This is a genomic window from Amycolatopsis rubida, assembly GCF_900115345.1.
GTDB lineage: Bacteria > Actinomycetota > Actinomycetes > Mycobacteriales > Pseudonocardiaceae > Amycolatopsis > Amycolatopsis rubida.
Genome location: NZ_FOWC01000004.1, coordinates 300,361 through 320,960 on the forward strand (window position 1 = coordinate 300,361; position 20,600 = coordinate 320,960).

Sequence of the window (20,600 nt, forward strand, 5' to 3'; positions counted from 1 at the left end):
CATCGAGACGACTGCCGCGTTAACGAGCACGCCGTGCTCGAGCCGCTACTGCACCTCCCCCGACGATCAGCAGGACCGCCGTAATGCCCCAGCGCCGCTGCTTCTTGACGTTGTTCCGTGCTTTCGCCGCGCGTTTCTCGGGCGGTTTCTGGATGGCCTTCACCGGCTCGGCACGTGGCGGTGCCGGGGGTTGGGGCATCGGTATCTGCCGGATCATCACGTCCGGCGGTTGCGGGGACAGGATGACCGGATTCGGCATGGTGGGTGGCAGGGAGGACGGCGTTGACGATGAGGGCGGCAGCGTGGGGCTCGCCGAGGACGGCGGCGGGGACGGCGTAGTCGACGGCGTCGGGGACGGGGACGGCGTGGTCGACGGCGTCGGGGACGGGGACGTCGGCGACGAGGGTGGCGACGAGGTCGTCGGCGGGGCCGAGGACGACGGAGGCGGTGGGGGTGGCGGAGGCGGCGGCGGGGGTTCCGCCAAACACCCGGCACCGTCGGACATCGCCAACGGCGGTCCAGTACTCACCTCCACTGCGCCGTCGTCGTCCAGCCGGTACGTGACGCTCCTCCCGTCGATCCAGTTCGCGGTCGCGTAGAGCTTGCGGTCCGGCCCGAACACGACGGCACCGTAAGTCGCCTCCGGAAACTGCTCCCCCGGTACCTTCGCGACCTTCCCGCTCACCGGATTCACCGTGACCACCGCGCCCTCGCCCGTGGACGAAACCCCGTACAGCAGACCGTCTTCCGGGTTGTACGCGAAATCGTCGACGCCCGCCGCGAGCCACCACGGATGCAGCAACACCGGCCCGGTCGCAGTGAGATAGCCGGAGCTGCGAGGGTCAACGTCCACTGTGTACAGACTGGTCGCCCGCTTCACGTACCAAGAATTGCCGGACATCGCCCCGGCCGTCGCGCCGGTCACCCAGCTCCACACGCCGTGGTGCGTTTCGCGGCCGACCGCGCCGAGGTCGGTCAACTCGCCGCCGGAGTCGATCCGCACCGCGTGCCAGCCGTCGTGAAAGCGTCCGTCGGCGACGCCGTACGTCACGTCCTGCGCCGCCGAATACGCGATGGCATTCAGTGCGAAGGGACTGTGGTGCAACAGATGTCGCGAGCCGGAGGGCAAGGTCAGCCGCACAATGCCGGACGACCTCCCATCACGGCTTTCGACCTGGAGCACCCGGCAGGACGTCGCGGCCGCGCGCTGGCGGGCCGGAGCCAGCCACCCGGACGCGACGAGCAGCCCGGCGACCGCGGCCGCGGCGGCCACCACAGTCAGGTACCGGGAACCTCGCACCGGTCAGCCGAGCCGCGAGATCGCCGAGGTGAACGCGTCCGGATGCACATTCGCGCCTCCGGCATAAGGATTCTGCAGCTGGTAAATCGCGTACAACAGCAGGACGATCGTGCCGGCCAGCGTCGACACGATCACCAGGTGCGCGGCCATCCGCGTGCCGCCGAAGAGGTTGGGCAGCAGGATCGAGATGACGCTGCCGAGGATGAGCGCGAACCACATCACCGAGCCGACGCCGTCGGTTTCCGCACCGGTGAGCCGGGTCTGCCGGGCCTGGTAGACCTGCCAGAGCTGGTCGGCGGCGTCCTTCTTCCGGTCGTTCGTCCAGTCGTCGCTGGCCTGTGCGCCGGCGACGACGCGGCGCATCTGGTCGAGCTGCGTCCAGCCGGTGTCCGGGAGCGGCCCGTCGTCGATGAGCCGGGGCCATTCCTGCTTCGACACCGTCGTCGCGTACGCGATGGCCAGATGCCGCACCTGCTCGCCGGTGTCACCAGGCAGCGCCTGGGCCGACCAGGTGGCGGCGACCAGGCCTTCCGCCTCGGTGTAGGAACCCTCGCGCGTCGCTGTGACGGCGTCGAAGAGCGAGATCAGCACGAACGCGACCAGCACCGCGTGCAGCCCGCCGACGATGGTGAACACCTGCCCCGCGGCGTCGTTGTTGTCGCGGCGGCCCTCGTCCCAGCCGAAGCGCCGGACGAGATAGCCGATCACCGCGGCCGCGATCGCCGCGCCGACGACCCAGAACACCCCGGTCACGTAGACTTTCATCCGGTTCCTTTCGCGCGGGAAATACGCTGGCCGACGCTATCCAGCCGATTCCGGAACAGACAACGGAGAAACCCGCGATTCAGCCGGGTGGCCGTCCGCGGCCGCCGGGGTTCGCCGGATCGGAGCAGCGGCCCGGATACGCGTTCCCCCCATTGCTCTTGCCTGGCAAGGAAAAAGCTCGGATACCGGTCGCGCGCACTCGACCGGGTTACGGCAGCAGACTCACGGTGACGCACTTATCGTTGTCGACCGGACAACAGCACCGGCGATGTCCGAAAAGGAGGTTCGGCAAACAGGTGAATCGCACTCGGCTACCCGATCGAGTGATTGTCGAGATCATCCGCCTTGCTATGTTGATGCGCGGCACCGCTTACGATTCGCATTCCTCTCCCGGAAAACACCGCTCCGCCGTGTCCCGGCGTTTTCGACGTTAGGTGGTTTCGCAGTGATCGTCCCGAACCCCTCCGCACTGTCCACTGTGGCCGCGGCGCTGCGTCCGGAAGCGGAAGACCGATGACGACGGTGGACGCGCGCACCCGGGCCCGCTCCGTGACCGAGGTGCTGGACTGGAGCCGGAGCCGATGGGAACCGGCGATGCGGGCGGCGGTCGACCGGCTGCCCGTGGCGATGCGCCGGATCGCCGGCTACCACCTCGGCTGGTGGGACGAAACCGGAACCGCCACGAGCGCCTCCGGCGGCAAGGCCCTGCGCCCGGCACTGGTACTGCTGTGCGCGGAGGCCAGCGGCGGAGACCCGGAAGACGCGATCCCCGCCGCGGTGGCCGTCGAACTGGCCCACAATTTTTCGCTGCTGCACGACGACGTCATGGACGGCGACCGCACCCGGCGGCACCGACCCACCGCATGGACCGTCTTCGGCACCGGACAAGCCGTGCTGGCCGGAGACTCCCTGCTCACCCTGGCCTTCGACGTCCTGTCCCCAGACGGCCCAGCCGCCGCCCGCCTGCTGAGCACCGCGGTACTGGACCTGCTGCACGGCCAGCACGAGGACCTGGCGTTCGAACAGCGAACGAACGTCGAAGTGGCGGAATGCGTCCAGATGGCACAGGGCAAAACGGCAGCCCTGCTGAGCGCGGCATGCACACTCGGCGTACTGGTAGTCGGAGGCCGCGGCGAGCACGTCGAACGCTTCGGCCGCTTCGGCCGATCGCTTGGCCTGGCCTTCCAACACGTCGACGACCTCCTCGGCATCTGGGGCGACCCGGCAGTCACCGGAAAACCGGTTTATTCGGACCTGCGCAGCCGCAAGAAATCCCTCCCCGTGGTCGCGGCGCTCACCTCAGGCACGTCAGCCGGACAGGAACTGGCGATGCTGTACCGGCAACCACTACCGGAGGACTGCCTCGCCAAAGCCGCGACTCTGGTCGACGAAGCCGGCGGCCGATCTTGGAGCCACACCCAAGCGGACGAACTGCTCGCTGACGCGTTGACCGCCCTGACCGCCGCCAACCCAGCCCCGCGAGCAACGGCGGAACTGACCGCGATCGCCCAGCTCATCACCCGCCGGGACCACTGACCGGAACAACCGCCCGCCCCGGGCGATCATCTGCCCAGGACGATCGCCCGACCTGAACGGCCGTCCGCCCCGGGCAATCACCTGACACGCGAGCGCGGGACGGTCGTCCGCCCCAGGCCCCAGCCCGAACCGGGCGACCGCCCAACCAGGACGATCGTCCGCCCCGGGCGACCGCCCAAGACGAGCGACCATCCGCCCCGGGCAATCGCCCAACCCAAGCACCGCGCTACGCCAGCCAATCCCCCACCCACGGCGACCGGCCCAACCAGGGCAATCGCCCGACACACCCGGCACCCGCGACCACCCAACCAGGGCGACCGTCTGCCCAGGGCGGCCATCCAACCCGAACGATCGTCCGCCCCCGACCCCCATCCGAGCCGGGCGAACGCCCAACCAAGACGGACACTCACCCAGGGCAACCGCCCAACTCGATCGATCGTCCGCCCCGGACGACCGCCCGACCAGGGCGATCGCCCTGACACCGGCACAGGGCTCATCCCACGGTGACCTCAAGCGCATCCAAGCGATCGCCCCAACACCGCGCCGGGTGCACGCAACGCACCCAACGCAGCGCCCAGCACCCCACCGCTCTGGGCCGCGACCGGCCCAGAAACCGTCACCGCCCCGGTCGGCTCAACCCGTCGTCCCCAGCGCCCCGGGAAAGCACCACCTTGTCGGTATTCGCGAGCGCATCCTTCCCGCGCTCAGTCGGCGGCGCGGTCGTCAGGTCCCGCAGCCGGATCGGCGGTCCGAGGTCGATCAGCGTCGGCACATACTCGGCCTTGTCCACCGTCCACTTCCCGCCTGCCCGGCTGAACCGGAACCGAGCCGCGACCCCCTCCTCCGTGGATCCGCGAGGTTCGTCATGCCGCGCGACCTCATTGCCGAGCCCGAACGCCACCCACTTGCCGCCGACTTTCTGGAACGGCTGCACCACATGCGCGTGATGCCCGACGATCAGGTCGAGATCCGGCGATGCCGTCAGCTTCTGCGCCAGCTGCTTCTGCTCAGCAGTCACGTCATGCTGATACTCAACGCCCCAATGCAGGCTCGCGATCACGACCTCCGCCCCGGCCGCCTTCGCCTCGCGCGCCGCGGAGAGGATCTCGCCGGGGTCGATTTCGTTGGCCAGCCACGGTTTCCCGGCCGGCCGCTTGATCCCGTTGAACCCGAACGAGTAAGACAGCTGCGCGACCTTGACCCCGTGCACGTCCAGGATCAGCGGTTTCCCCGCCTCCGCGGCCGAACGCGCGGACCCGGTGTGCTTCAGCCCGGTCTGGTCGAGCTTGTCCAACGTCCGCTGCACACCCGCCGCGCCTTGGTCGAGCGTATGGTTCGACGCGGTGGAGCAGGTGTCGTATCCGGTGTCCTTCAACGCGTCCGCGATCTCCGGCGGCGCGCTGAACGACGGATACCCGCTGTAGGGCCCGCCCTCCGGCGCGAGCGGCGTTTCGAGGTGGCAGATCCCCAGATCCGCGCCGGACACCAGCGGTTTGACCCCGGCGAACAGCTGCCGGTAGTCGATCTTCCCGCCGCCGTCCGCCTCGGCCTGCTCGGTGAGCCGCGGGTGGATCAGCACGTCCCCGGTCGCCACGACAGTGAACGAATCCGGCGAAGCGGCCGCCGACGACGACGGTGACGGCCCGGCCGAGGACCGTTGCGGGGCGGCTTCGCTCCCACACGCCGCCAGCATCAGCGCGACCCCGGCGAGGGCGGCGGCGCGGCGCATGTTCGTCATGATCATCCCCTTTGCCCGACTGCCCGGCACATCCTTCCTCATCACTCTTGTGGGTTAACAACCCGGTCGTGACCAGGCGAAACGCTCAGGCTAGGCAGTCGGCGGGCTTTCCGCGAGCCAGCGCCGGGTCGGTCTGGTCGAACGTCCGCGCGACGCCCGGACCGGATGTGCGCGTCTCAAACCGCACCGTCACCCGGCCGTGCCCCGCACCCTGTACCCAGCCCGTGCCGAACTCGGCGTGCACCACGTCGTCGCCGGGCCGCCATCCCGACGACGACACCGGCGCGCTCCCGCCCGGCGACGGTGCCGAAGTGACCACCGGCTCCTCCGCCGCAGCGGGCACGGTCAAGCTGAACAACGCATCCTGATGCGGCACCGAAAGCCCGCTGAACGCGACGCCCGCCAGCCGTACTCCGCCGAACTCTTGCGGGTCGAGCAACAACCGTTCTGCGGTAGTCGCAAGCTGTTCGAGGTCATCAGTGGGCGACGCAGTGGTCTCGGAGCGAGTCACCGTGCTCATGTCCGTATGCCGCAGCTTGATCACCACCGTGCGCGCGACGCGGCCCGCTTTAACCAGCCGTGAGTGCGCACCAACCGCGATTTTCCTCACCTCGGCGCGCAATCGGACGAGATCGACCACGTCGACGTCGAATGTCGTCTCCGCACTCACCTGTTTGGCTTCGCCCCGTTCCGCGACCGGTCGGTCGTCGAACCCGCTCGCCAGCCGCCGCAAGTCGCGACCGACCACGCCACCGAGCGTCGACACCGCGTCCGGCTCCGGCAACGCGGCAAGCTCGCCCAAGGTGAGGACACCGATCGTGCGCAGTTTCGCTTCCGCGACCGGTCCGATCCCCCACAGCGCGCGCACGGGCAGCGGAGCCAGAAACTCGCGTTCGGTCCCCGGCGGCACGACAAGCAGACCGTCCGGCTTCGCACGATCCGACCCGATTTTCGCGACCTGCTTGCCCGTCCCCGCGCCGATCGACGCAGTCAGCCCAGTCCGCTCCCGGATCCGCGCCCGCAAGTCCTCGGCCCACTCGGTCACCTGCTCGACCGGCGCGCCAGCCAACGCGGGCGGTTCGGCGAACGCCTCGTCGAGGGAAATCCGTTCCAGCACCGGCGCGACCTCGCCGACGACGTCGAAAACCTGCTTGCTCAAGACTTCGTACAACCGGAACCGCGGCGGCAGCACCACGCCGCCGGATGGAAGCAGCCGTCGAGCCTGGGACATCGGCACCGCCGACCGCACGCCGTACTCGCGGGATTCGTAGCTCGCGCCAGCGACGACGCCGCGATGTCCGGTGCCGCCGACGACCACCGCGCGCCCGCGCAGCGTCGGCCGGGTGAGCTGCTCCGCGGAGGCGTAGAACGCGTCGAGGTCCAAGTGCACGACCCAGCGAGACATGTCAGGTTCCAGCGTCCAGGAGCCGTTGCAACGCCTTGGTGTAGCTCTCGAACGCGGCGCGGCCCTTGCTCGTGAGCCGCACCAGCGTGACCGGTGTGCGGTGCTCGTAAGCCTTGGTGATCTCGACGTACTCGGCGTCCTCGAGCTTGCGCAGATGCGTCGAGAGATTGCCGGCGGTCATCTCCAGCAACTGCTGCAGCCGGGGGAAGGTGATCTGGTCGGCCGGACGGAGCCCGGCGAGGGCGACCGTGACGCGCAGCCGCGCCTGGGCGTGGATGACGGGGTCGAGCTCCGGCAGCTCAATCACGGGGCCGCACCACGTAGACCAGCGCCGCGACCGCGAATCCGCCGCCGCCCGCGAGCGAGAGGACGAGGAAGTTGCCCGGCACGCCGACCAGGACGCTCGCCCCGCTGCACACGATGATCCAGCCGCCGAAGAAGTACTGCCGCAGGTCCTGCCACAGCATCCCGCCCGCGAGGTAGAGCGCGCCGGTCAGCAGCAGCGACGTGCCGGACCACAGCAAAGGCACCAGATCCGAGCCCTCGGGGAGGAGTTTGGTGATCCGGATGTCGATCAGGCTCATCCCGGCGAACGAGATCATCCACGCCCACCCGTACATCGCACCGATCCGCCGCGACGGCCCGCGAATCCCGCGGCCGCCTTTGCTGCCGTGCCAAGCGGAGTACACGATCGCGCCCACCATGAGCACCGCGACGACGATGCCCGCGACCCAGCCGGGCAGCAGCGCCGCCGACCGGTCGTCGGAGAGGTAGACGAGCCCCCAGCCGACCAGCCAGGCGAAGGCCCAGACGGCGAACAGACGCGCCGGGCTGACTCGCAGTTCCCGGCGCGTCCGCTCGTTCTGCCGGGCGATGAGCTCAAGCGATTCCGCCACCGACAGCGGCTCGCCTTCGTCCTCGACGGGGTCCCCCGCGTCGTTGTTCACCCCGGCCCGCCCTTCCCCCGTACTGACCCCTCATGCAGCACGGAAGCTAACACGTCACGCGACCTTCACCGGGCCCAGCCGGAACCGCCGCACCACCACGAGCGCGGGCACGACCAGCCACGCCGCCAGCACACCGACCGCGAGACCGAGCCCGCCGGCGTGATCCACCGGGAGTGTGCCGACGCGGCCGAGCCAGTACGTAGGGAAGAAATGCGCGAGCGCGGACATCCATTCCGGCAAGATCGACAGCGGCATCCACAACCCGCCGAACACGCCGAGCGGCAGCATCAACGCGCCGGTCATCGCGCCGACCGTGTCGCCCTTGCCGAACAACCCGAGCAGCAGGCCGAGCACCGCGAACGGCAACGCGCCCAGCCACAACGAGACCCCGCTGAGCAGCCACTGTGCCGCGGTGAGCTGTACCCCGCGCAACGCGCCGGCCACGAAGATCACCAGAACCACCGGCAACGCCATCGCCATCGAGGACGCGATCTTCACCGCGAGATAACCGGGCCCGCGCATCGGCGTGAGCCGCAGTTGCCGCTGCCAGCCGTCCGTCCGCTCGGTCGCCACGCGAGTGCCGGTGAACAACGCGCCGCTCATCGCGCCGTACGCGCCCATGTTGATCATCGTGGTGACGCTCGCCTTGATGCCGTCCGACCCGACCTGGTCGCCGAACAACCCGCCGAACAGGAGAAACATGCCAAGCGGGACCGCGATGGTGAACAGCGCGAACTGCGGGCTGCGGACGATGCGCAGAATCTCCAGCCGGAGGTAGACGAGGTTCATCGGAGCGCTCCCTGCGGCTCGTCGGCGGTGAGCGCGAGGAACGCTTCCTCCAGCCCCGCGGAGGTGATCTCGATCGAGCGGGCCTGCGGAAACGCCGCGAGCAACGCCCGGATCGCCAGGTCGGAGTCCGTGCAGCCCAGCTCCGTACGATCGCCCTGTACACGTGCACTGGCGACCCCGTCGAGCGCAGCCAGGGCTTCCGGGCAGGCGCCCTGTACGACTGCCCTGATCACTTGCCCAGACACGTTCGCGCGCACCTCGTCGACCGCCCCGTCCGCGACGACCTTCCCGTGCCGCATCAACACGACGCGGTCCGCATAGTCCTCCGCCTCGGCGAGGTAATGCGTTGCGAAGAGAACGGTCCGCCCGGACGCCGTGAACTCGTGCATCGACGTCCAGAATTCACGCCGGGCGTCGACGTCCAGCGCCGCCGTCGGCTCATCGAGAATCAGCAGCTCCGGGTCGCCAGTGAGCGCGAGCGCGTACCGGACCCGCTGAAGCTGCCCGCCGGACAACTTCCCGCACCGCCGCTTGGCGAACTCCCCGATCCCGGCCCGCGCGTAAACCTCCTTGACCGGCAGCGGATTCTCGAACATCGACCGATGCAACTCGACCAGCTCGGCCGGTGTGACGTCCCGCAGCAAGAACCCGTTCTGCACCATCGCCGCGAGCCGCCCGGAGTCGAGCGCCGCCCGAGGCGCGCCGCCGAACACCCGCACGCTTCCCTCGTCCGGCGAGGCGAGCCCCAGCAGCATGTCGATCGTGGTCGACTTGCCCGCGCCGTTCGGCCCCAGCAGTGCGACGACCTCGCCCCGCCGCACGGCCACCGACACGCCGTCGACCGCGCGGACCTGCTTGAATTGCTTCACCAGGCCGGTCAGCCTGAACGCTTCCGTCATCCCGTCCCCCAGTGCTTCGCTGTCCTGAACTTTGTAACACAAAGTCAGCTGCGTTGAAAAGTAGTGGGCGATTCCGAGTCATTCACCGCGGAAAGTCTGTGACGGCGACGCCCGGCTAATCCGGTTGCTCCCCGCGCCCAGCCGCACTACCGTCCGGGTTCATGACGATCTTCGCCCGCTGCCGCCGGTCCTGATCCCGGCACGACCTTCCGGGCCGCCCGCCGCCGGGCGGCCCCCGCTTCGCGTGCCGGACCGCATCTCGTCCGGAAAGGACACTTTCGCCTCATGGGCAAGCACATCGTCGTGGTCGGCTGTTCCGCGCCGAGCCACATCTACCCGTCGCTGGGGATCATCCGCGAACTGGTACGGCGCGGACACCGGGTCAGCTACGTCGTCGGCGAACCGCTCGCCGAACTGGTCGAGGCGACCGGCGCGGACGTCGTCACGCATCCCACGATCTTCCCGCTCGGCCCGGACGCGGAATGGCCGGCGGACCCGGCCGAAGCGATGCGCGTCTTCCTCGACGAGGCCGCAGCGATCCACCCGCGGCTGATCGAAACCTTCGACCACGACCGGCCAGACCTGTTGCTCTACGACATCGGCGGCCTCGGCGCGCCGCTGCTCGGCCTCCGCTACGACGTGCCCGCGGTGCAGCTCTCCCCCACCTACGTCGCCTGGGACGGCTATGAGGAAGAACTCGCCGACGTCCTCAAACCGATCCGCACCTCACCGTCCGGAGTGGACTACAACCGGGCATTCACCGAGTGGCTGGCGGAAAACGGAGTCGCCGAAGACGCCTGGACGTGGCTCGCGCGACCGGTGCCGATCCTGTCGCTGATCCCGCGCGCGATGCAGCCGAACGCTGACCGCGTCCCGGAGGACCGTGTCCAGTTCGTCGGCCCGTGTCTCGACCCGGCGCGCGCAGCGGAGCACTGGACGCCGCCGTCCGACGGCAAACCCGTGCTGCTCGTGTCGTTCGGCACCGCGTACAACGACCAACTGGACGTCTACCGGCACTGCATCACCGAATTCGAGGACTGGCACGTCGTGCTCTCCATCGGCAAGCACGTCTCGAAGGACGATCTCGGCCCGCTGCCGGAGTCGGTCGAGGTGCACGAAACGGTGCCGCAGCTAGCGATTCTCGATGTCGCGTCCGCCTTCATCACGCACGCCGGAATGGGCGGCTGCACGGAATCCCTGTGGTACGGCGTCCCGACGGTCGCCATCCCGCAGGCTGTCGACCAGTTCGGCAACGCCGCACAGCTGGAAGCGCTGGGAGTCGGCAAGCATCTGCCCGCGGACCAGGTGACCGCCAAGTCGCTGCGCGAAGCCGTCGATGGAGTCAGCAGTTCGCCGGACGTCGCCGCGAGGCTGGCTGAGCTGCGCGCGGAAATCCGTGTCAACGGTGGGATTACCGCGGCTGCGGACGCGGTGGCGAAGTTCCTGAAATAAGCGCGAGGAGTACGCCGCGGTCGAACCATTCGCCGCCGGCATGCTCCTGGTGCAAGTAAGCGCTGACCGCTTGGGTCTGGCAACATCGTGCAGCCGGGCCCGTATCTACCTGCGCGGCAAGGGAAAACCGCGCGATCAACGCATCGATATCGTTGCAGCGCACTCGCGCCACGACCGCGAACGCGTCGAACGCCGCCGTCCAGCGCCCCCTGATCTGGTCGATCGCCAACCACGGTTCTCGTTGCGCCCGCAGCACATTCCCGAAATGGAGGACGGCGGGCAGCATGGTGTCCGTCTGATCGTCGGCGAGATGCGTGATCAGCTCGCGTGCCTGGTCGACTGGCCGGATCGGCACGCGCGTGCAGTTCCAGCTGTGCTAGCCATGGCTCGGCAGGTGAGGCAAGCGACCGCGTCCCGATCGGCGTGGGCACTGCCAGGCGGCGGCCAGCTCGCCCGCGACCTCGGCCGCATCTTCGGCTCGCACTGTTTCCAGCGTCGCGGGACCGGCTCGTTCGAGCAACAGCGTGCTGCCGTCCGCAGAGGCCGCCAGAAGCCGCACGACACCGGCGAAGTGCTGCAACATTGCCGATTCCGTCGCGCAAGTCTAATGAGGGAACGAAATCTTGAGCACCGCCGCTTCCCCGGCGCGCTTGACGGGCAGGACCACTACCGTCTCCCCGTGTCGGGGAGAGCCCCGATCTGACATTCCCCTCGTGTGCAGGCCTGCGGGATCAACTCCGGCGGATCCCGCAGCCAAGTCTCTCCCGCAGCACCCTCGTTCCGCCGCCGCCGCCACCAGCTGCGGCGGAACGACGACGCTCATCCAGCCCGGATCTCGTTGAGATAGTTGTAGATCGTGTACCGCGTCACCTCGAGTTGCCCCGCCAGATGGTCCACCGCGTCCTTGATCAGGAAGTACCCGGCCTCGTCCAGTTCCCGGACCACCGCCGACTTGTGCCGCTTCTTCATCAGCTCGACCGGAATCCCGGACTTCCCGATCGCGCGTCCGACGAGGAACCGCTGCAGGCTGTCGACGTCCGGCAGGAACGTCTCCTCCCGCCGTTCCTCCGACGTCTGCGCCGCCGCGGGCAGTTCGCTGTTCACGCACAGGCACCCGATCGCCGTACCCTCGGCGTCGCGCAGAAACAACGTGGACGAACGGATCTCGCGACCGTCCGGACTGTGCGTGCGGTAGTTGGTCAGGTCCTGCGTCGTGCCGCGCCGGACGAGCCCGAGCAGCAGATCCGTCATCGGCCCGCCGACCGAGCGGCCGGTGAGCTTCCCCGCGATCGCGACGATCGAATCCGGCAGCCGCGACAGGTCGTGCAACAGCACCTCGTTGCCCGGCCCGAGCATCGCCGCCAGCCCGTCCACCGCCGGAATCAGCGCGGTGAGCAGCTCATGCGTCGCGGCGCCCGCGGCCGACGCGACCGGCACGACCCGGCGAGGCCGCAGCAGAGTCTCCAGCGCGTCCCGAACCAGCTCAGCGGCCGCGGCCGGGGTCGACGCGTGCGGCGACACCCGGACGTGTTCCGGGCGCACCGTCGCCGCGATCCCCGCCGCCGTCAACGCCGCTCCGACCTGCTCGGCAGGCTTCTCCGGCAGCGAAAACGCAAGAATCCCGGCCCGCCGTTCGGTCGCCGACACGATCTCCGCGCCGAACGAGCGCAGCACTTCTTCAAGTTCGCCGACGCGTTCGTCGATCCGGCCCGCGATCGCCGCTACGCCGGTTTCCTCGACCAGTTCGAGCGCCGCCGCGAACGCGCCGGACGTGACCGGACTGAGGTTCGAGATCGACCAGCTCGCCGCGGTCGGGTCGGCCGGGTGGATCTCGTTGTCGAACAAACCAGGGTCGCGCGCGCCGGTCCAGCCGGACAGGATCGGGTCCATCCGCGCCAGCGCCCGGTCGGACAGCACCGCGAACCCGGTGCCCCAGCCCGCGCGCAGCCACTTCTGCCCGCCGACCACGAGCACGTCGGCGACCTCCCACGGCGCTTCGACGACCCCGAAGCCCTGGATCCCGTCGACCACCAGCAGCCGATCGCCCGCGACCTCGCGCAACGCGGCGAGATCAGCCCGGTAGCCAGTGCGGAAATCGACCGCACTCACCGAGACGACAGTGGTTTCCGGCGTGAGCGCTGCCGCGAGACGATCGGCGGTGACGTAACCCCCTTCCAGCCGCCGCATCCGCACGCGTCCGGCCTGCTCGGCACGCGCCCACGGGTACGTGTTGGCCGGGAACTCCGCGGCCGACACGAGTACGTCGCCGTGGCTGTTGAACGCCGCCTGAAACAGGCCAAGGCTGGTGTGCGGAAGCAGCACGGTGTGGTCGGTGTCGCTGCCGCAGAGCCGCGCGGCCGCTGCTTTCGCCCGGATCTCCTGCCGCATCAGCTCGTCCACAGTGGACGGCCCGGCCTTGGTCGTCGCCTCCAGCAGCCGCGCGGTGGTGTCGAGCACGGCGTGCGACGGCGGCCCGAACCGCGCGAAATCCAGGTAGCCCGCGGGCTCGTCGAACTGGAGCAGGTACCGGGGCGGGATGCGGGTCACGAGAGGACCCGCGCGAGGAACTGCCGCGTCCGCTCGTGTTCCGGGGACTTCAGCACCCGCTCCGGCGGCCCGGTTTCGACCACCGCGCCCTCGGCGAGGAACACCACCTCGTCGGCGGCCTCCGCGGCGAAAGCCATTTCGTGCGTCACGACCACCATCGTCATCCCCTCCCGAGCCAACGTACCCATCACCGCGAGCACCTCCCCGACCAGCTCCGGGTCCAGCGCCGACGTCGGCTCGTCGAACAGCATGAGCTTCGGCTTCATCGCCAGCGACCGGGCGATCGCGACCCGCTGCTGCTGCCCGCCGGACAGTTGCCCTGGGTAAGCGCCCGCTCGGTCCGCGAGCCCGACCCGGTCGAGCAGGTCCAGCGCCTCTTTCCGGGCCTGCGCCGGGTCGACGCCGAGCACTCGCACCGGTCCCTCGATCACGTTTTCCAGCGCCGTCCGGTGCCCGAACAGGTTGAACCGCTGGAAGACCATGCCGATGTCCCGGCGCTGCCGGGCGACGTCCTTCTCCCGCAGCTCGTACAGCTTGCCTCCGCGCAGTGTGAACCCGATCGGCTCGCCGTCCACCCAGACCTGGCCGCCGTCGATCGGCTCAAGATGGTTCAGGCAGCGGAGAAACGTGCTCTTCCCCGCTCCCGACGGCCCGAGCAGGCAGACCACCTGTCCTTTGCGGACTTCCAGGTCGATGCCCTTGAGCACCTCGGTGTGCCCGTAGTTCTTGCGGACCCCGACAGCTTTCAGCAGCGGCTCAGACACGCGCACCCCTCACCAGCGGCATCCCCTTGAACGCCTTCCCGACCCGCGCGACGGGACCCCGGTCAGCTGTCCCGAACGATCGTTCAAGGTAATGCTGGCCGACGCCGGCCACGGTCACCACGACCATGTACCAGATCGCCGCGGCGATCAGTGTCTCCATCACCAGCAGGTTGTTGGACGAGATGTTGTTGGCCGCGTGGATCAGCTCGGTCACGCCGATCACCGACGCCATCGACGTGCCCTTGAGCATGTTGATGAAGTCGTTGCCGGTCGGCGGGATGATCACGCGCATCGCCTGCGGCAGCACGACCCGGCGCAGCGTCGCGCCAGGCGTCATGCCGATGGATTTCGCCGCCTCGGTCTGCCCGGCGTCGACGCTGGTCAGCCCGGCACGGACGATCTCCGCCATGTACGCGCTCTCGTTCAGTGCCAACCCGAGAAGCGCCGCAGTGAACGCACTGATCAGCACGTTCGTCGGCTCGTGGACGAGGTAGCCGCCGAACGGAAGCGGGATCGAGACGGTCGGGAAGATCAGCGCCAGGTTGTACCAAATCAGGATCTGCAACAGCACCGGAAGCCCGCGGAACAGCCAGATGTAGGCCGCCGCGAACCATTTCGCGACCGGGTTGGCGCTGAGCCGCAGCAACGCGATCAGGATGCCGAGCACGATCGCGATCGCCTGCGCGATCACCGCCAGCACGACCGTGTTGAGCAGGCCGAGCGCCATCACGCGATAGAACACGAAGTCGGGGACCGAACCCCACTCGATCTGCGCTTGCGCGAGCGCGAAACCCAGCAGTACCAGGAGTGCGACGATCACCGCCGCGCTGACCCAGCGACCCCAATGCCGCAGCCGGACGATCGGCAGCGGTTCAGCTTCCGCCATTGACGACCGCCTCCTTGATCGCACCCTGTTCGACGCCCCAGGACTGCAGGATCTTGCCGTATGTGCCATCGGCGACGAGCGACTGCAACGCTTGCTTGACGGTGTCACGCAGCTTCGAGTTGTTCTTCGCGAAGCCCATCCCGTACGGCCCGCCCTCGATCGGCTGGCCAGGTACGACCTCGAAGAACTTGCCGTCGCCCGCGGTGCGCGAGATGTAGACCGCACTCGGCAGGTCGTTGAGAATCGCCGCGACGCGACCGGTGCGCAGCTGATTCTGGTTCTGGTTGTCGCTGTCAGTCGCGGTGACCGTGATGGCGGGCTTGCCCGCCTGAGTGCATTTCGCGCTCTGCGCCGTGGCGAACTTCTGGTGGCTGGTGCCCTGTACGACTGCCACGTTCTTGCCGCACAACGTGTCCGGCCCGGTGATGCCGTCCGGGTTGCCCTTGCGGATCATGATCGTGATGCCGGACGAGAAGTAGTCGACGAAGTCGATCTGCTGCTGGCGTTCCTTGGTGTCGTTCATCGCCGCCATGGTCAGATCGACGCGGCCGGACTGCAGGCTCGTGATCAGCGAACCGAACGCCAGGTCCTGGTACGCGACGGTCACCCCGAGCTTCGCCCCGACCGCCTTGGCCAGATCGACTTCGTAGCCGATCGGCGTCTTGCCGTCCGCCGCGTAGAAGTTGTTCGGCGCGGATTGGATATTGGACGCCAGCCGCAACGTCTTGGCCTGCACAACCGCTGGCGGCAACCCTCCGGCGAGCTGCGGGTCGGCCTTGATCGCCCCGAGCAACGCAGTGTTGTCCGGAACAGCGCTCGGCTTCTGCTGCTGCCCGCCGCCGGCCCCGTCAGAACCTCCCCCACAGGCGGCAGCGAACACGAGCAGGCCGCCCAGCAGCGCGGCCTGCCAGGCACGGGAACGAAGCGACGACATGCGGGCCCTCCAGGACGTCGTTGGTTTCGCGGGACGCTACAACTGGTTGTTAAAGAGGTCAACAAGCAGTTGAATTTATGTCTCGTCTAGCGTGCGGACATGACCCTCGACGAGAGCTTCCGCCAGTTCTGGACCGAACGGCGGCTCGCGTCGCTCACGACGGTGCGCGCCAACGGAACGCCGCACGTAGTAGCGGTCGGCGTGACGGTCGACTTCGAACAAGGCATCGCCCGCGTGATCGCCTCGGGGACCTCGTACAAGGCCCGTCTCATCCGCGCCGCCGACGACGTTGGGCTGGCCGCCGCGGTGTGCCAGTTCGAGGGCCGGATCTGGTCGACGCTGGAAGGCCGAATCCGCCTCCTCGACGACGCTGCTTCCGTCCGCGACGCCGAAGAGCGCTACGCCCAGCGATACCGGAAGCCGCGGGAAAACCCCCAGCGAGTGGTCCTGGAACTCACCATCGGACGGGTGCTGGGCAACGCCTGAGCTTCCGAGATCCGGCCAACCGCCCTGGCCGATCGCCCTAGTCGACCGCCCTGGTCAGTTGCCCCGGTCAGTTGCCCCGGTCAACCGCCCTGGTCAGTTGCCCCGGTCAGTTGCCCTGGTCGACCGCCCCGGCCAGTTGCCTTGGTCAGTCGCCCCAGTCGGTCAGCAGTCCTGGTCGTCAACCCAGGTCAGTCGCCTCGGTCGAACGTCCTGGGCGACCACCCCGGACGGACGTCCCGGGCGACCGTCCTGGTCGTCGACCCGGTCAGTTGCCCCAGCCAGTCGTCTCAGCCAACTGCCCCGGCCAACCACACTGGTCGTCAACGTCGGACAATTGCCTCGTCAATCGCCTCGACCAACCGTCCTGGGCGATCGCCCCGGGCGACTGCCCCGGTCAAACGAACTGCGCCAGCAACCCTTCCGCACTGCGCACCACAACCTGCGCCGCAGCCCGCTCCGCCAACGCCCGGTCCGGCCGCTCCGCCTCATGTCGCCACCGCATCACCGCGTCCAGACCGGCCTCGTACATCTCGCGCGGATCCGTACCCGCCACAAGCCCCAGCCGCTCCTCTGACGCCGTTCCCTCTGCCCCCAGTAACCGCGCAGCTTCTTCCGCAGACTCCCCTGCCAACGCCGTACGCCCGCCACGAATGTCCGCGATCAGCCGCAGCTCTCGGAAGTCATGCGCGCTGGCCGAGAACCGCTCAACCCGCGCCGCAAGCCGATCACTGTGCGGTCGGGGCTCCGCGTTCAACACGGTCTCCAACCGAATCAACGCAGTCCGCGCACGCAACGCGTCTGCACGCGCGGCGAAACAACCCGCAATAGTGTCGCGAAGCTCGCCAAGACCGCTGCGCCGCACCAGTTCCGTCGACAGCTTCACCCGGTCATCGCAGCCCGTACGGATCAGCGTCAGCGCAAGCTTCACCCCGAACAGCCCGAAGCGCACCACCAACGACCGTCGCGTCTCGACTGACACCGGCCCCGGAAACGCCGGATCAGTAAATGAATCCACCGAGAGCAGATACCGCTCCAACTCCTCACGAGGCACAGCCGCGAAGGCGGCGAGAAGCTCGAACTCGTCGTCGGTGAAGGCGCGCGCCCCGTACGCAAGCTGTGCCGCCACGGCGATCACGCCTTGGAAACCGCTGCACAGCGGATCTTCACGCCACGCGCGCCGCGCAATCTGCTTCGCGGTAAGCAGTGCGTCAATCCGCCCCGCGCCGGTCTCATCCGCGCGCGCAAGCACAAGGATCGTGTCAACGGCCGTCTGCCGCGCGAAGGCTGAAGGCGTTGTCGGACGCAGCGTCGCCAACTGGTCGGGCTCAAGGTGGCGTAGCAGCCGTACAGATGCGTCGGTGAGCGTCGACGGAGGCGGCGCATCGAGAAACTCCAGATCGCGCAACGCCCGCGTCGGCCAATCCGCCAACGCAGCAGCCAACGTGGACTTCCCCGTCCCCGCAGCTCCTCCAATGCTCACCCGAAGCGGCTCGTCGAGGTGGTCAAGCGCTTCCCCCAGCAACGCCGAAGCCCTCGGACTGTCGCGGTAGTACGCACAAGCATCCACCAGAAGAGCCCGAACGTCCTCAACCACGCGCGACACCACTCCTCACTCGACTCACCCGGCACAGCCCTAAACATCCTCGACTACCCGGCAAACACCCCGCTCACCGAGTCCCGAAGCCCACCACGATCAACCCGCAGACGTCTCCCGAAACACCCTCAGCCGCCCAATAACGGCACTTTCCCGACGGCCGAACCTTCCACCACGCAGCCGCATCTCCCGGCTCCGCTCCCATGATGGGAGCGATTCAACCCCGCCGAAGCACGCCGCCACTAACCGATCCCACCCACGCGCGACTTGTCCCAGGGCCAAACCGCCTTCACTGCAGCAAAACACCCCAAAGACCAATTCGCTCCCACAATGCGAAACCCGCTCAGGACCACTGCCCGAGGCCACGCGGCGATCCGAACCCACCTCCTCCGGCCAGCACCGAACTCCACCGAAAGCTCAGCCCACTCAATCCCGAAGAAGGCACCACCAAACACGGCGCATCCATCCGGGGCCTCGCGGACAACCCCCTCAGCACCGCACACTCCGCGAGCCAGCTGACCGGCCAGCCTCACCAGCCCGCAGAAAGCCGCCAGCACCGCCGAAAGCGCCCCGCGCCCAGCCCGCCGAGGCGAAGCCGCGCAGGCAACTCTTCCGCACCTGATTGGCCAGTATCACCGATCCGTCCAGCCGCGAAGAGCCAGCGGAACCAAAGCCCGCCACGCCAAGGTCACGCAGGCAACTCCTTGGGCGCCCGATTGGCCAGCATCCCCAGCTCCCCAGCCCGCTTGTGCAACCCCGCGAGCCGGTCGATCTCCCGCCGCAGCGCCGCACTGCGCCGTTCTCGTTCGGCCGACCCGGCGATGATCATCTCGCGTTCCCGTGTCAGCTCGTCGGCGAGACTGTCCGCAAGATCGGTGAAGTGGTCCCGCAACCGTCGCTGCACGTGCCGGATCGCGTCGCGGCACTCCTTGCTGAACCGCAGGAACACGTCGTCGACGTGCCGTTGCGCGGTCATCTTGGCCACTGCCTGCCGACGTTGCAGCCGCATGCCGCCCTCGTCGCTGATCGTCTTCGCGGCGAACGCGACGCCGGCGCCGATCGACACCGGGTTGATCAACGGCAGGCCCGCCAGCCCGGTCACCAGACCGAACATCAGCACGCCACCGTACGAACCGCGCAGCCCGGTGAACGCCTTCTGCCCGATCTTGAATCGCTCGATCCGCGGCTGCCGCACCTCGGCGATCCGGTCCGCGCCGGAGTCGGTCAAGGTCAGTTCCGGCAGGTCGTACTGCGCGCCGAAGCTCACCGCCACCGCCTGCGCGATCCACTCCGCGCGTTCGGCCGCGAACGTGTAGGTCGTGTCGACCGCTTCCGCGAGCGTGCTGTCCAGCCACGGCCCGAACTCGTCCCACACCTTCACCGGATCCCCGCGGTCGAAGGTCTCGTCGATCGTCTCGACGATCTTCCGGGTGCGTTCGCGCAGGTCGTACTCCGCGTCGGACTGCAGGTCGGCGATCTCGTCCGCCAGCAGGTTCTGCCAGCGACTGTTGCGCCGGCGCAGCTCGTCGGCGCGACGTTGCGAACGTTGCAGCAACGTCGTCTGGTCGACGCCGGCTTCCTGCCCCGCAGCCTCGGCGCGCGCCCGCAACGTCTCGACCAGTTCGGCCGCCGCCGCGCGCACACTCACCGCCGCGAGCAACGCGGCCGTGCTCTCCGCGGGTCGCGAAACCTGCGTCGCGATCCAGGAAAGCAGCTCTGGGAATCCGGACCGCACGTTGAGGTCTTGATCGCCGCCCTGAGCGGCGGCGAACCGAACCGTCGCCGACACCGGCAGCACCGGCGAGTCGATCCCGGCCGCGGACAGCGCGGTCCGGTTCTGTTCGGCGACCGTGCGCCATCCGGCGCTGACATCGATCTTGGTCAGCGCGATGACCACGTGCGGACACCACGTCCGGATGTGATGCGCCAACGCCAGCTCGGCCTGATCCAGCGGAGCGGCTGCGTCGGAGACAAGAATGACCGCGTCGGCGTCCGCGAGAACGTCAAGAGCGGCGGCTGTGCGCGGCGACCTCGGGTCACCGATAGCCGGGGTGTCGATGAGCACCAAGCCCGCGGACAGCAAATCGCGCGGAACCCCGACCTCGACCCGGCGCAGCGACCCGGCTGGCCGGGCACCGACCTCGCCGGTCAGCTTCTCGATCTCGACCGGGAGACGTTCGTCGGCACGTCCGACGAGCGTCGCGCCGGGTTCGGCCGCGTACCCGACTTCGATCGGCACCGCGGGGGTCGCCGCGTCGCCAACCGGGCAGACCGGCGCGTTGAGCACCGCGTTGACCAGGTATCCCTTGCCTTGCTTGGGAAAGCCGAGCACAGCGACCCGCGTGCCCCCCGGCGGCCGGTCCTGACGTCGGCGAAGGCGTTGCGCCAGGTCTTCGCGGCCGTGCGTCCGGCAGGCATCCGCGGTCTCGGCGAGTACTTCGAGCCAAGCTGGAGCCGTCACGGCGAACCAGTGTCCCCCGTGTACGGGGAGTATCCGAACCGGGTGGTGGCTCCGCGGTCGCACCCAGACCGCGGAGCCACCCCCGAATTACCCTTGC

At 68.7% G+C, this 20,600-nt stretch carries 18 protein-coding genes; 3 read left to right on the forward strand and 15 right to left on the reverse strand.

The genetic code is table 11. From position 1 onward, the window contains the following. Nucleotides 1–19 precede the first annotated feature (19 nt). Nucleotides 20–1,300, reverse strand: coding sequence for a DUF6923 family protein (locus BM362_RS19015; RefSeq protein ID WP_107309545.1), 1,281 nt, complete (start codon nucleotides 1,298–1,300; stop codon nucleotides 20–22). A gap of 3 nt (nucleotides 1,301–1,303) precedes the next feature. Then, a complete protein-coding gene (locus tag BM362_RS19020; protein WP_093574033.1) occupies nucleotides 1,304–2,065 on the reverse strand; it encodes a bestrophin-like domain in 762 nt (253 codons plus the stop codon). A gap of 513 nt (nucleotides 2,066–2,578) precedes the next feature. On the opposite strand from BM362_RS19020, the gene BM362_RS19025 reads away from it, so the two are divergent. Continuing rightward, nucleotides 2,579–3,601, forward strand: a complete 1,023-nt coding sequence (locus BM362_RS19025; RefSeq protein ID WP_093574034.1) for a family 2 encapsulin nanocompartment cargo protein polyprenyl transferase — start codon at nucleotides 2,579–2,581, stop codon at nucleotides 3,599–3,601. 616 nt (nucleotides 3,602–4,217) lie between these two features. On the opposite strand, the gene BM362_RS19030 is transcribed toward BM362_RS19025, so the two are convergent. From BM362_RS19030 to BM362_RS19055, 6 genes are all read right to left on the reverse strand, one after another. After that, the gene (locus tag BM362_RS19030) at nucleotides 4,218–5,345 is read right to left on the reverse strand and encodes a CapA family protein (protein WP_425285711.1); all 1,128 of its coding nucleotides are present in this window, start codon (nucleotides 5,343–5,345) and stop codon (nucleotides 4,218–4,220) included. 79 nt (nucleotides 5,346–5,424) lie between these two features. Continuing rightward, a complete protein-coding gene (locus BM362_RS19035) occupies nucleotides 5,425–6,744 on the reverse strand; it encodes a DNA polymerase IV (protein WP_093574035.1) in 1,320 nt (439 codons plus the stop codon). Between the two features lies 1 nt (nucleotide 6,745). Then, nucleotides 6,746–7,051, reverse strand: a complete 306-nt coding sequence (locus tag BM362_RS19040; protein ID WP_067592229.1) for a winged helix-turn-helix domain-containing protein — start codon at nucleotides 7,049–7,051, stop codon at nucleotides 6,746–6,748. Next, a complete protein-coding gene (locus tag BM362_RS19045) occupies nucleotides 7,044–7,691 on the reverse strand; it encodes a hypothetical protein (protein ID WP_093574036.1) in 648 nt (215 codons plus the stop codon). The genes BM362_RS19040 and BM362_RS19045 overlap by 8 nt, the downstream gene beginning before the upstream one ends. Nucleotides 7,692–7,745: 54 nt before the next feature. Then, nucleotides 7,746–8,480 carry an ABC transporter permease gene (locus tag BM362_RS19050; RefSeq protein ID WP_093574037.1) on the reverse strand — a complete coding sequence of 245 codons (735 nt, stop codon included), beginning with the start codon at nucleotides 8,478–8,480 and terminating at the stop codon, nucleotides 7,746–7,748. Continuing rightward, nucleotides 8,477–9,379 (reverse strand): ABC transporter ATP-binding protein, encoded by a 903-nt coding sequence (locus tag BM362_RS19055; protein WP_067592221.1) that lies wholly within the window; start codon nucleotides 9,377–9,379, stop codon nucleotides 8,477–8,479. The genes BM362_RS19050 and BM362_RS19055 overlap by 4 nt, the downstream gene beginning before the upstream one ends. Nucleotides 9,380–9,664: 285 nt before the next feature. Here BM362_RS19055 and BM362_RS19060 point away from each other — a divergent pair, with 285 nt between their 5' ends. Beyond that, nucleotides 9,665–10,831, forward strand: coding sequence for a macrolide family glycosyltransferase (locus BM362_RS19060; RefSeq protein WP_067592218.1), 1,167 nt, complete (start codon nucleotides 9,665–9,667; stop codon nucleotides 10,829–10,831). Here the strand turns inward: BM362_RS19060 and BM362_RS19065 are convergent. The 5 genes from BM362_RS19065 to BM362_RS19090 all read right to left on the reverse strand — a co-directional run bounded on the left by BM362_RS19065 (nucleotide 10,791) and on the right by BM362_RS19090 (nucleotide 15,962). Further along, a complete protein-coding gene (locus BM362_RS19065) occupies nucleotides 10,791–11,186 on the reverse strand; it encodes a hypothetical protein (RefSeq protein WP_093574038.1) in 396 nt (131 codons plus the stop codon). The genes BM362_RS19060 and BM362_RS19065 overlap by 41 nt on opposite strands. Nucleotides 11,187–11,650: 464 nt before the next feature. Next, nucleotides 11,651–13,378 carry an aminotransferase class V-fold PLP-dependent enzyme gene (locus BM362_RS19075; RefSeq protein ID WP_093574040.1) on the reverse strand — a complete coding sequence of 576 codons (1,728 nt, stop codon included), beginning with the start codon at nucleotides 13,376–13,378 and terminating at the stop codon, nucleotides 11,651–11,653. Continuing rightward, a complete protein-coding gene (locus BM362_RS19080; RefSeq protein WP_067592391.1) occupies nucleotides 13,375–14,142 on the reverse strand; it encodes an amino acid ABC transporter ATP-binding protein in 768 nt (255 codons plus the stop codon). Before BM362_RS19080 ends, BM362_RS19075 begins: the two co-directional genes overlap by 4 nt. After that, nucleotides 14,135–15,028, reverse strand: a complete 894-nt coding sequence (locus BM362_RS19085) for an amino acid ABC transporter permease (RefSeq protein ID WP_093574041.1) — start codon at nucleotides 15,026–15,028, stop codon at nucleotides 14,135–14,137. Before BM362_RS19085 ends, BM362_RS19080 begins: the two co-directional genes overlap by 8 nt. Further along, complete coding sequence (locus BM362_RS19090) at nucleotides 15,015–15,962, reverse strand: ABC transporter substrate-binding protein (RefSeq protein WP_093574042.1); 948 nt, start codon at nucleotides 15,960–15,962, stop codon at nucleotides 15,015–15,017. The genes BM362_RS19085 and BM362_RS19090 overlap by 14 nt, the downstream gene beginning before the upstream one ends. 99 nt (nucleotides 15,963–16,061) lie before the next feature. On the opposite strand from BM362_RS19090, the gene BM362_RS19095 reads away from it, so the two are divergent. Next, on the forward strand, nucleotides 16,062–16,448 hold the full coding sequence (locus BM362_RS19095) for a pyridoxamine 5'-phosphate oxidase family protein (RefSeq protein WP_093574043.1): 387 nt from the start codon (nucleotides 16,062–16,064) through the stop codon (nucleotides 16,446–16,448). A 394-nt stretch (nucleotides 16,449–16,842) separates the two neighbouring features. On the opposite strand, the gene BM362_RS19100 is transcribed toward BM362_RS19095, so the two are convergent. Beyond that, nucleotides 16,843–18,042, reverse strand: coding sequence for a GTPase (locus BM362_RS19100; RefSeq protein ID WP_167545365.1), 1,200 nt, complete (start codon nucleotides 18,040–18,042; stop codon nucleotides 16,843–16,845). 688 nt (nucleotides 18,043–18,730) lie between these two features. Beyond that, entirely contained in the window at nucleotides 18,731–20,503 is a 1,773-nt protein-coding gene (locus BM362_RS19105; RefSeq protein ID WP_167545366.1) for a dynamin family protein, read from the reverse strand. Between the last annotated feature and the right edge of the window lie 97 nt (nucleotides 20,504–20,600).